The organism is Kitasatospora sp. NPDC004799 (assembly GCF_040609095.1).
GTDB lineage: Bacteria > Actinomycetota > Actinomycetes > Streptomycetales > Streptomycetaceae > Kitasatospora.
Genome location: NZ_JBEXJK010000265.1, coordinates 1 through 11,439, shown reverse-complemented (window position 1 = coordinate 11,439; position 11,439 = coordinate 1). Strand labels below are relative to the sequence as shown.

Sequence of the window (11,439 nt, the reverse complement as noted above, 5' to 3'; positions counted from 1 at the left end):
CTCGTCGGCCCGCCGACGAGCGGGCCGACAAGCTCCGCCTCCTGGCGGCCGCCGAGGGCAACACCCAGGCCCGGCCGCGGCGCCCGTACCCGGCCGCGCCGCCGCGCGGCTGATCTCCACGGGCCGTACGGGACACCCGGGGTGCACATCACCAGGACCCACCCCGGTCCGTGGGGAAGTAGTCGGCACCCTGACGGCGGGTTGTCCCGCCGTCTGACCAGCGCAGATGCGAGACGACCGGCACTGTCCCGGCGCAACCTCCAAGGCAACCCCCGGGGCCACCTCCGGGCAGACCGGGCCGGGCCCGCCGGCCACGCACAGTGCATCTCCTCGCGTGCGTACACCTCGGGAGCGGGGGACGACGCCGCGCGGCGGTTTCGTGAGCGCGAAGAGTCACCGGCCGTGGCACCGGGCCCGACCCGGCGAAGCGGGCTTCGGTCCGGCCGGGGCGGGCGGCGACGTCGACCAGGACGTCGAGCTCGTGCTGCTGGCCGACGCCGCCCCAGGAGGCCAGGCAGCGGTCGGTCGGCCCCGACCCGACCCAGCGCGGCGCGGCTGGCACCGCCGGACGTCGCCACCGAAGACAGCCCGCCGCAGGCGCCCGGGCCCGCGACGACTGCCCAACCCACCCACCACTAGGAATGGAGGGGGCTCAGGAGAGGGACGTCGGAATTTCCGCCCCTTGTGTACGGCCCCTGACCTGCGGAAACTGGCAGGCGGCGCCAGCGGGGGGAGTCCCGCGTCAGGACCCACGTCAGGACTTGGGCGTGGAGCCGCGTCAGGATCTGCGTCAGGACCCGGACGGCGCCTCGCAGGCCTCCGCGGCCTGACCGCCCCGCCTGGCGAGCGAGCGGCACCCGGACGGCCCGGCACGACGCAGCGCCGACGGGCGGCGGCACCGCCAGGAGGACGAGGACGCCCGGCCCGAGGTTCCGCCGGCCCTTCCTGCCTTCCCGACCGGACGGACGACACTGCGCAGCAACCCGTCGGTCGGCCTTCGACGGCGAGCACCCACGGCGCGGATGGTCGCTCTGGGTGGTGGTCGGCGGCCAGGCACAGCAGCTGGCCCTGCGGCCGGGACGGGCGGCGGCACGGGCGGCGGCACGACGCAGCAGAGGCGGCCGAGCGAGCAGGACGTCGACGAGCAGCACCCCGAGACGAAGCGGCTACGGGCATCGCTTCGCGCACCGTGGGCGCTTGGGAAGGGTGGCAGCTGCGCGGTGCTAGTTGAGCATGCGGGCCGCCTGGACCTGCTGGAGGTGGATCAGGATGTCGTGGGTCTGAGCGAGGCGGATCTGCGGGGCGTCGGCGATCCCGGGGTAGGTGGCGCCGATGTTCTTGATCGTGTGCGGTTCGGCGAGCCAGGCGCGGGCGGGGGCTGGGGTGTTGCGCAAGTCGACGACGTAGTCGCGGTGGCGGACCTTGTCGAGGGTGTGTTCGGCGGTGCCGGGGGCGGCAGGTGTGACAGTGAAGCGTTCCGGGGCACCATCGTGGTTGAAGGCGTTGAAGGTGCCCTGGTTGAAGGTGAGACCGACGCTCACGTAACCCGTGCCCAGCTGTTCCCGCAGGAAGTCGCCCTGCACCCGGGGGTACGTGTCCGGGGCGTAACTCTTGAGGGCGATGTGACCGTTGTGGGCGGAGATCATGATCTTGCTGCCGGTGTGCTGTTGCCACCAGGCGATGTTGTCCGCCATCACGCGGTCGCGGTAGAGCATGGCGCCGGGGATGCTCTGGGGGTCGTCCCAGTCGAAGGCGTACACGGTGGTCATCTGGTGGATCGCAACGGCGTGCTGCACAGCCCAGGCGTGCGCGTCGGCGTCGGCGCCGGGGTGCTGCTTGAGCAGGTCCACCGCTCGCCCGGTGCGCTCGGCGAGTTCCTTGCGTTCGGCCATCGGCTTCGAGGAGTAGTCGTTGACGTAGGTGGCGGCGTCGGTGGTGGGCCGCAGGCCCTGGTAGAGCGCGGTGAGCTGGGGGGCCAGTTCGGGGAGGACCGCGGCGGCGTAGGCGTTCACCTTGTCGTAGAGCTCCGCGCCGGCGAACCCGTTGTCGTCGCCGACGAAGTGCAGCGGGTCATCGGGGTGCTGGATGTTGTAGGAGCGCATCCACTGGAGCAGGTCGCGGTACTCGGCGTTGTTCCACCACCGGTAGGTGCCCTGGAACTCCTCGTCCATGATCTGCTTCAGATCGCCCTCGCCCCGGGTGAGGTAGGCGTCGATCCGCAGTCCGCTGCTCCAGGCGGCTTCGAGAGCGAAGGTGCGGAAGCCCTTCTCCTCGACCAGGTAGCGGAAGGCCCGGTGCTTGAGGGCGATGAACTCGTGCGAGCTGTGGGTGGCCTCGCCCACGCCCACCACGGTGGCGCCGCCGACCATCGTGCCGAACGGGCGCAGATCGGCGACGCCGCCGCGGGGTTCGGTGGTGCGCAGCGGGTGTGCCACCCGGTCGAGCGCGGCCTCGGGAGAGCGGAACGCGACGGCGTCGGCGGAGACCGACGTCGCGGACCCGGCGGGGGGAGCGGCGGCGGAAGCGGCCGGAGCGACGGCCAGAGTGGCACCGAGCGGGACGAGCAGCGCGGCGAGCAGGAACTTACGCATGGTGATCATGGGCCCAACTCTCGCCGGACACCGGCACCGCAGGCCATCCGGTACACCCCCGACCGGCCCGGGGGTTGTCCTCATCCGCCGACCGACGGGGTGCCGGGACCACGCTCCCCGTCGTGAATGGGAGTCAAGCACGGTGTGCTGCCCGAGAACAGCCGCCATCGGTGACCGGCCTGGCTGCGTAGGTGAGACCTGGTTCTGGCTCAAGTTCCAGAAGTTGAGCCAGAACCCCTAGAAGTGAACGAAGCCAGCCCGCACGCGGGAACCCGTGGTCCAGGCGCCGGGCCAACTGCCCGCCGAGCCGCCTCACCGGCTGCGCCCATGCCACGGGGTCCGCACAGGGCCAGCGTCCCGGTGGCCGTGTCGAACTCCACGGGCTGGACGTGCGCGGCGATGTCGGTGCCGACGACCTCCTCCCGCGCCCGGGTCCAGGAGCCAGCGGCCGGCGCAGTCCGGTCGATCCGTGCGGTGTCGATCCTGGCCGACGGGGTGGGGGTTGCGGGCGCACGTCGATGGCCGCGCCCCTCATGTCGGCGAGCTTGAGGCGCCCCTGCCCCGTGCCGCCCGACCGGTCAGACGTTGTACCGGCCGACCTCCAGGAAGTACCGCATCTCCTCCGGGGTGCCCTCGAAGGCCTTCAGCGCCGCCGCGCGCAGCGCGTCACCGCTCGCCGGGTCGGCGACGATCCGCATGATCGCCACGCGGTCGTCCTCGGCCTGGGCGAGCCGCAGGCCCGTCTGCAGGAAGTACGTGCGGTCCGCGGCGGTACCGTCGAGCGCCTTCTGCGCCTCGCGCTTCACGGCCTTGCCGGAGGTGGGGTCGGCAAGGATCCTCGCGATCGCGACCAGGTTGTCCTCGTCCTGCGCGAGCCGCAGGCCCGTCTGCAGGAAGTACGTGCGGTCCGCGGCGGTACCGTCGAGCGCCTTCTGCGCCTCGCGCTTCACGGCCTTGCCGGAGGTGGGATTGGCAAGGATCCTCGCGATCGCGACCAGGTTGTCCTCGTCCTGCGCGATCCAACGCCCGGTCTTCAGGAAGTACCGCAGGTCGTCGACGGTACCGTCGAGCGCCTTCTGCGCCTCGCGGTTGACGCCCCTGCCGGTGGCGGGGTCGGCGATGATGCGCAGGATCGCGACCCGCAGGTCGTCCTCCGACATCGTGTCGTACGGCGAGTCGGCATCGGTGGTCGCGACGACGGCGGTGCCGGACGACGAGGACGTACCGGTGGCCGCGAGGGCCGGAGTGGACAGCAGCAGGGCGGGCGCCAGCGCGCCGGTGGCCACCACGAGTGCCGCACGGGACAGCTTCATGAATCCCCCAGAGATCGAGTACCTGCCAGGCAGACGCCCGGCCCCGGGAAGCGGTACGGGCAGTGAATCCCCCTCTGCGCGAGCGCCGTTCCCGGTGCGAATATCGTGACAGGAGAGGGCGCCCCGGTTCGTCATATGATCACGCCAATCTTCACCCCGATCCTGCCACTGGCCTGGCGATCACATCGCTCGGATGAAGTCCGGACATGGGGCCCGGTGCGGTGTCCGGCGCCGGACGCGGGCCGGAACAGCACAGCGCAGCGTCGACCGGGGCGACGTGCACACCCGCCCCCACCACTTCATCGGCAGGGCACGGGGCACACGGAGGTAAGTCGGGGCGGTGAGAACAGCCGCAGGGGCCCTGACCAGCAACGACCACCGGACGGTCACGAAGGGGATGTCGGCTGAACGCGTGCCCGTACGAGCAGCTCGGGGCGCGGCCGCGCGCGCACCCGGGCGCGCGGCCGTACGAGCCGGCCCGGACGGCAACGGCAGCACCCAGGACGACGCCCAGGAGGACGGCCCGGCCGACGAGGGCAACGACCAGCAGGCCGGCCCGGCACGGCGGGGAGCGGACCGGGACGGCAGCGAGCAGCACCACCGGGACCAGGACGTCGACCCGGCCCAGCAGACCCGGCGACGGCCGCACAGCAGGCCGTCACCGCAGCCGGGACGGGACGGGCGCAGCATTGCGGCGGGCGGGACAGCGACGGGCTGCGCCCCGGACGGCGGCGCAGCGGGCCCGGTAACCGCGGCGCAGCGGGGTCGGCGCGGACGGCGAGTAGCGAGGCCTGCCTGGACGGCGAGCACCCGCCGACGGGCAGCACCAGGGCAGCGGCCCGGCGCGGCACCGGGACGGCGGCGAGCGGCACGGGGCAGCGGCGTCGGTCCAGGCCACCGCGACCCGCAGCACCTGCGGGTCGTCGGCAGCCGGGTCGGTGTCCGACCGCTGACCGGGTACCGACGGGCGCAGACGGGTTCTCTTCTGCTCGCCTCCTCCGGCGGCCCCGGAGGTAGCCCGTGCCGGTCGGCTACGGGGTTCGGCGTCCGTATCGGGCGATCAGTCCAGGGCGGCCAGCTTGCCCAGCAGCACGGCTCTCTCAGGGGCGTTGTTGCACAGGCGGGCGGCCAGTTCCAGCTCGGCGCGGGCCTCGGCGGTGCGGCCGAGCCAGACCAGCAGCTCGCCGCGCACGCTGGGGAGCAGGTGCGAGCCTGACAGGCGGCCGGAGGCGAGCAGGTCGTCGACCAGGGCCAGTGCGTCGCGCGGTCCACTGGCCATGGCGACGGCCACGGCCCGGTTGAGCTCGACCACAGGTGACGGGGCGACCCGGCCGAGCGCCTCGTACAGGAGCACGATGCGCTCCCAGTCGGTCTCGGCCACCGAGGGCGCCGTCGCGTGGCAGGCGGCGATCGCGGCCTGCAGACCGTACGGCCCCAGACCCCGGCCGAGCGCGGAGGCCCGGCCGAGGGCGGCCAGGCCGCGGCGGATCGCGGAACGGTCCCACCGGCGGCGGTCCTGGTCCTCCAGCAGCACCGCCTTCCCGTCCGGGCCGGTTCGCGCCGGGAAGCGCGCGGCGGTGAGCTCGAACAACGCGAGCAGCCCGTGCGCCTCTGGCTCGCCCGGCAGCAGGGCGGTCAGCGTCCGGGCCAACCGGACGGCCTCGTAGGCGAGATCCGGGCGCAGGAGGTCGTCTCCGGCGGTCGCGGTGGAGCCCTCGGTGAAGATGACGTACAGGACGCTCAGGACGGCGGCCAGCCGGGCCGTCCGGTCCCCCGGGGGCGGCAGTTCGAAGGGGACGCGGGCGGCGGTGATCGTCTTCTTGGCACGGGTGATCCTGGCCTGGACGGTCGGTACGGGCACGAGGAAGGCCCGGGCGATCTCCTCGCTGGACAGGCCGGCCACCACGCGCAGCGTGAGCGCGACCTTGGCCTCGGGTGAGAGGACCGGATGGCAGGCGATGAACATGAGCGCGAGGACGTCGTCGTCGACCCGGTCCGGATCCCACGGCAGGTCGTCCGGCGCCGCGGACGGGGCCTGCGCGCCCGGGCTGAACTCGCCCTCGGCCAGCGGGCCCGCCAGCAGGGCGTACCGATCGTCGAGCGCCGACCTGCGGCGGAAGGCGTCGATGGCCCGCCGCCGCCCGGCCGCCAGCAGCCAGCCCACCGGGTCGGCCGGCGTGCCGTCCCGTGTCCAGGCGACGAGCGCCTCCGCGACCGCTTCCTGGGCGACGTCCTCGGCGAGCGCGAAGTCCCCGGTGTAGCGGGCCAGGGCCGCGACGATCCGCGCGGACTCGATCCGCCAGACGGCCTCGATGGCCCGCCGCGCCGCCTCCGCGACCGGCGGGCCGTCGGCTGCTTCCGGCATCAGAGCTGGCCGGTCCGCTCGCGCCACGCCCGCTCCTTGACGATCCACTCGTTGTCCTGCGGGAACTCCTCGATGCCCGGCACGCGGCGCACCTCGCACTTCGAACCGGGGAACGCCGGCAGGCGCTTGGCCCACTCGACCGCCTCCTCCTTCGAGGCGACGTCGATCAGGTAGAAGCCGCCGAACAGCTCCTTCGTCTCGCCGTACGGCCCGTCGGTGACCACCGGCGTCTCACCGGCGAAGTCCACCACCACACCCTGCGACGGGTCGTCCAGGCCCTCGGCGGCCACGAGTACGCCGGCCCGGATCAGCTCCTCGTTGAAGCGGCCCACGGTCTCGAGCATCTCCTCGAACGGCGTGGACATCATCTTCGCCATCGACTCGTCCGTACCCCGCATGATCAGCATGTACTTCGCCATCGTCGGCCTCCTCGGTCAGGGATCGTCTCTCGACCCTCTCAGCCCAAGGTCGAACGGCGCAGCCACAGATCGACACGGCCGAAGAATTCTTTGGGGGATTCTTTGATTCCGGGTGATCGCACACACTCGGACGGTCCCCCGATGCGCCCCGAAGGGCGATTCCAGGCCGAGACCGAGCGAGGAGGCGTACCGGCAGAAGGGCGGCTCGGGGTGACGACGAACCCCCTACGAGAGCGGATCCAGGCCCCCGAAGCGAAGCCTGTGCGCCTCGCAGGGCGTTCAGCGGATCTTCACCGCGCCGCCTCAGTGCCAGGCAGGCCAAGGCCGGTGTCCAGGGGGCCTGTCAGTACGCCTACGGGAAGATCGCCCGGGTCCGGGGCCGATGCCCGGGCGCCCCGGTGCGGCACGCAGACGGAGGCCGGCTCCCCCGCACCACCGGCTCCGGCGTCTCGACGGCCGGCTCGTCGTCCCGCTCGTCGTCGGTGGGCAGTCCGTGGGTGACCTGGACGCGCCAGCACTCCAAGGTGTCCTCGAAGTCCCACGGCGGGGCCGGGTGGCCGTGGCCGTGGAGGAGGTGGGCCGGGCGGGTGGGCGGGGCTGCAGCCCTGGCCACCTGCCCGCACCTCGATGTCCCGTCCGGCGCTTGACCTGCGGGTTTTGCCCGTCCTCCAAGGTTTCCGGCGTCCTCCAAGGGGTCAGCTCCGGCGTCCGCGCCGCCTCAGCGACGTCAGGGCCCCGCCGACGAGCAGCAGGACAGCGGCCCCCGCCGCCACACGGGCTGTACCTGTCCGGTCGCCGGTCTCGGGCAGTGCCGGCCGCGACGTGGCCGGGGCCGGTGAGGACGGCGGCACCGGAGCCGTGCCGGAGGGCGAGGACGAAGGGGACGGGGAAGGGGCCGGCGAGGGCGAAGGCGAAGGGGAAGGCGAAGGGGACGGGGACGGGGACGGGGAGGACGATGGCGAGGACGAGGGGGAAGGCGAAGGGGTGCAGGCGTGCCACTGAAGGAGCACCTCGCCGTCCCCGGCGCGCGCGCCGGTGGTGAAGACCGCGCCGCCGGGGCCGCTGCTGGAACCGCCTCCGCCGCCCCCGGCGCCGATCCCGTTGAACCCGTACGAGCCGGCCCCGCCGCCCGCGCCACCGCCGTGCGCGCCGCCACCGCCGCCGCCGCCACCGGTCACGTCCGAATAGGGCACGTCGAGCCGTCCTCCGTCGCCGCCGTCGGTGCCGTTCGCGCTGCCGCCTGGCGCGCCCGGGAGCTGCCCGTCCGGGGTGCTGACCCCGGCCGCGCCGCCCGCGCCGCCGCCCCCGCCGGATGTTCCGCCGTGGCCCATCTCCTCCCGGTACTGCTCCAGCTGGTCGGCCGTCGCGCCGTCCGCCCCGTTGGTCCCGGCCTGGCCGCCGTCGCCGCCCCGGCCCACCTCGTTGCCCTGGTAGCCGTAGGTCCCGCCGGCGCCGCCCCCGCCGCCCGCGACGATCACCACGGCATCATCGAGGGCCACGGTGGTCGCGCCCCCGCCGCCCGCACCCGGATAGCCGCCGGCGTCCTGCCGCCCGCCCGGCTCGCCGCCGCCGTTGTAGCCGCCCTTCCCGAACTCCCCCGGGTTCCCGAAGGGCCCGGCGGTACCGGTGGTACCCGCACCGCCCACGTTCACCCCGAGCCGCTGGCCGGCACTCACCTTGAGATCGGCCCTCACCTCGCCGCCCCGGCCGCCCGGCGCGCCCTCGGTGAGACCGGCGGCGTGGGAAACACCGAGCGGTGCCCGGCCACCGGCGGCCCCGAACGCATCCACCGTCACCGTGCACACGCCCGAGGGGACGACGACGCTCTGCTGGGCACCGGAGAAGGCGACGATGACCACCTCCCCGTCGGGCGCGGCAGCCCAGGCCCTGGAGGAGGCGACGGAGGTGAGAAGGAGCGCCATCGAGGTGACCGCCGTCATCGCGGGACCGAACGGGCAGCGGCTGGCAGCAGCAGTCATGGCACCATCCTGAGCGGACGTCCGGCGCCCGCCAGGAGAGGGCGGTTGGCCCCCAGGCGGTGTCCACCCCGACAGGCGAAGACCCGGCCCCGCGCGGTGTCGGACGAGTCGTTCCGGGGGCATCCCGAGGGGCCCCGCCGCCCTCGGCCGCGCCGTCGGCAGCACCCAGTGCTGTTGTCGGCTGGACCCTCGGCCGTGCCCGACCCGGCCTGTCCGACGGCTCCGTGCCGGTGGAGTCGGCGGTTCACCGTCGTGCTCGCCCTCGAGCCGGGCGTCAGCTCTTCTCGACCGCGTAGTACACCTCGTACTGCCAGGTGCGGATCTCGCCCGGTTTCGAGCTGCACGACCATCTCCTGTCTGCGCCCGGTTGCAGATCCTCGACCCGGACGTCCAGAGTGAGTTGCCCCAGCCTGTCGTTCGTGTCGATTCTGCCCAGGACCGCGTCCGCCGCCGTGCAGGCGGCGGACACGAGCAGCGCGCCCGACGGGACGGGCAGCGCACCCACCGCCGCGGTGATCTTGTCAGCGGCGCTCCCGCGCTTCTTCCAGTCCCGGTTCCCGTCCTCGTTGTAGGCGGCGAGCCCGAGATGCAGGGTGTCGGCATCCGCTGCGGGGCCGTTGAAGACCACGCGCTGGTCGGACGGGAAGGCACGTTCCTGACCGTCGTCGATCTGCACGGGAGTGGTGAGAACCGCGTGGGTCTTCCCGCCCAGGGCGACGGCTCCCACCACGTAGAAGTCGTCGGCACCTGTCTCGTTTTCCGCTGCTTGCCCGCCGCGCTCGACCCCGGCCGGGTGCACCGTTGAGGGCTGGCGCCGACAAGGCGTCCCTGGCGTCCTGACCGGCGGTCAGGCGAAGTGGCCTCATCCTGCCCCCCTCCAGGTGGGAGCGGTGATGCGACGGCCGGGAAGTCCCCTCCGACGGAGCAGCGCCCGGGGCGGGGCGGCCGCGCGGTGCTAGTTGAGCTCGCGGGCCGCCTGGACCTGCTGGAGGTGGATCAGGACGTCGTGGGTCTGCGCGAGGCGGATCTGCGGGGCGCTCCCGGGCCAGGGGTGGGTGGTGTCGATGTTCTTGACGGTGTGCGGTGCGGTGAGCCAGGCGCGGGCCGGCGCCGGGGCGTCGCGCAGGTCGACGACGAAGTCGCGGTAGCGGACCTTGTCGAGGGTGTGTTCGGCGGTGCCGGGCTCGGCGGGGCCGACGGTGAAGCGCTGGACGGCGCCGTCCTGGTCGAAGGCGTTGAAGGAGCCGTGGTCGAAGGTGAGGCCCACGCTCAGGTAGCCGGCTCCCAGTTGCTCGCGCAGGAAGTCGCCCTGGGCCTTCGGATGGCTGGCGGGGGCGTAGGTCTTGAGGGCGACGTGGCTGTTGTGGGCGGCGAGCAGGATCTTGTCGCCGGTGTGCTGCTGCCACCAGGCGACGTTCTGCGCCATGACCCGGTCGCGGTAGACCATGGCGTCGGCGGGGCCCTGGGGGTCGTCCAGGTCGAAGGCGAACTGGGTGGTCATCTGGTGGATCGCGGTGGCGTGCTGCAGGGCCCAGGCGTGCGCGTCGGCGTCGGTGCCGGGGTGCTGCTCGAGCAGGTCCACCGCCCGGCCGGTCCGCTCGGCGAGTTCCCTGCGTTCGGCGAGCGGCTTGGCCAGGTAGTCGTCGACGTACGTCTCGGCGTCGGTGGCGGGTCGCAGGCCCCGGTACAACTCGGATATCCGCTGGGCGAGTTCGGGGCCGGACGCGGCCGCGTAGGCGTTCACCGTGTCGTACAGCACGGGGCCGGCGAAGCCGCTGTCGTCGCCGACGAAGCGGACCGGGTCCTTCGGGTGCTCGACGTTGTACGCGCGCATCCACTGGAGCAGGTCCCGGTACTCGGCGGTGTTCCACCACCGGTAGGTGCCCTGGAACTCCTCGTCCATGATCTGCTTCAAGTCGCCCTCACCGCGCACGACGTAGCCGTCCAGCCGCACTCCGGTGCTCCACGGGGCTTCGAGGGCGAAGGCCCGGAAGCCCTTCTCCTCCACCAGGTACCGCAGGACCCGGTGCTTGACCGTGAAGAACTCGTGCGAGCCGTGGGTGGCCTCGCCGAGGCCCACCACCTTCGCGTCACCGACCATCCGGCCGAACGGGCGCAGGTCGGCCAGGCCGCCGAGGGGCTCGGTGGTGCGCAGCGGATGGGCCACCCGGTCGAGGGCCGCCTCGGGGGAGCGGAACGCGGCGGCGTCGGCGGTGGCCGACACGGCGGGCGGGGTGGCGGCGGAGACGGTGGCGGAGGCGGTGGGGGCGAGGGCCAGGGTGGCACCGAGCGGGACGAGCAGAGCGGCGAGCAGAACCTTGTGCGTGATCATGACCCCAACCCTCGCCGCTCCGGAGCACCCCCCACCATCCGCCGCACCCCCCGATCGGCCCGGGGGCTAGCCTCACCCGCCGACAGGCGGGTCACCGGGACCACGGTCCCCTCGTGAACGGGCATCGAGCAGGTGGCGCACTCCCCGCCCCCGGTCGCTGCGCCGGCTCCGTGGTTCACCCGGACGCCGCCGCGTGGTGCCCGTGACGGAAATCGCGGATCACATAGACGGTTCATATGAGAAATACTCACTACGCACAGGCCGGCCTCGCGACCTCCGCCGCGCTGGCGGCCCTGCTCGTCGGCTCCCCCCAGTACACCGCGGCCGCCGCGGGGACCCGCACCTTCGACCTCCAGGCCAAGGGCAAGAAGGTCGAGTCCGTGGTGCAGTTCGCCCAGGCGCCCGGCGAGGTCGAGGTGGTCTCCACCAAGCAGGCCGAC

The 11,439-nt window shown here is 73.3% G+C and carries 8 protein-coding genes and 1 pseudogene; 1 reads left to right on the top strand and 8 read right to left on the bottom strand.

Annotated features, from left to right (window positions below):
• Positions 1-1,223 precede the first annotated feature (1,223 nt).
• From ABZW03_RS27800 to ABZW03_RS27765, 8 genes are all read right to left on the bottom strand, one after another.
• A complete protein-coding gene (locus ABZW03_RS27800; protein WP_355263835.1) occupies positions 1,224-2,600 on the bottom strand; it encodes an erythromycin esterase family protein in 1,377 nt (458 codons plus the stop codon).
• 569 nt (positions 2,601-3,169) lie between these two features.
• Positions 3,170-3,904: an ALF repeat-containing protein gene (locus tag ABZW03_RS27795; protein WP_355263832.1), complete on the bottom strand. Its 735-nt coding sequence runs from the start codon at positions 3,902-3,904 to the stop codon at positions 3,170-3,172.
• Positions 3,905-4,964: 1,060 nt separating this feature from the next.
• Positions 4,965-6,296 (bottom strand): DUF6596 domain-containing protein, encoded by a 1,332-nt coding sequence (locus ABZW03_RS27790; RefSeq protein ID WP_355263830.1) that lies wholly within the window; start codon positions 6,294-6,296, stop codon positions 4,965-4,967.
• On the bottom strand, positions 6,269-6,688 hold the full coding sequence (locus tag ABZW03_RS27785; RefSeq protein WP_345695141.1) for a YciI family protein: 420 nt from the start codon (positions 6,686-6,688) through the stop codon (positions 6,269-6,271). The genes ABZW03_RS27790 and ABZW03_RS27785 overlap by 28 nt, the downstream gene beginning before the upstream one ends.
• Positions 6,689-7,040: 352 nt before the next feature.
• Positions 7,041-7,301 (bottom strand): hypothetical protein, encoded by a 261-nt coding sequence (locus ABZW03_RS27780; RefSeq protein ID WP_355263826.1) that lies wholly within the window; start codon positions 7,299-7,301, stop codon positions 7,041-7,043.
• An 82-nt stretch (positions 7,302-7,383) separates the two neighbouring features.
• The gene (locus tag ABZW03_RS27775; protein ID WP_355263823.1) at positions 7,384-8,667 is read right to left on the bottom strand and encodes an LPXTG cell wall anchor domain-containing protein; all 1,284 of its coding nucleotides are present in this window, start codon (positions 8,665-8,667) and stop codon (positions 7,384-7,386) included.
• 274 nt (positions 8,668-8,941) lie between these two features.
• Entirely contained in the window at positions 8,942-9,466 is a 525-nt protein-coding gene (locus ABZW03_RS27770; protein WP_355263820.1) for a hypothetical protein, read from the bottom strand.
• A 156-nt stretch (positions 9,467-9,622) separates the two neighbouring features.
• Positions 9,623-10,999: an erythromycin esterase family protein gene (locus ABZW03_RS27765; protein ID WP_355263817.1), complete on the bottom strand. Its 1,377-nt coding sequence runs from the start codon at positions 10,997-10,999 to the stop codon at positions 9,623-9,625.
• Between the two features lie 236 nt (positions 11,000-11,235).
• On the opposite strand from ABZW03_RS27765, the pseudogene ABZW03_RS27760 reads away from it, so the two are divergent.
• Positions 11,236-11,439 (top strand): annotated as a pseudogene (locus ABZW03_RS27760) (hypothetical protein); the annotation flags it as partial.

What these genes read in the sequence shown, in the direction of transcription:
- ABZW03_RS27800 (WP_355263835.1), bottom strand. Translation starts at nt 2,600, where the DNA reads ATGATCACCATGCGTAAGTTCCTGCTCGCCGCGCTGCTCGTCCCGCTC.
- ABZW03_RS27795 (WP_355263832.1), bottom strand. Translation starts at nt 3,904, where the DNA reads ATGAAGCTGTCCCGTGCGGCACTCGTGGTGGCCACCGGCGCGCTGGCG.
- ABZW03_RS27785 (WP_345695141.1), bottom strand. Translation starts at nt 6,688, where the DNA reads ATGGCGAAGTACATGCTGATCATGCGGGGTACGGACGAGTCGATGGCG.
- ABZW03_RS27775 (WP_355263823.1), bottom strand. Translation starts at nt 8,667, where the DNA reads ATGACTGCTGCTGCCAGCCGCTGCCCGTTCGGTCCCGCGATGACGGCG.
- ABZW03_RS27765 (WP_355263817.1), bottom strand. Translation starts at nt 10,999, where the DNA reads ATGATCACGCACAAGGTTCTGCTCGCCGCTCTGCTCGTCCCGCTCGGT.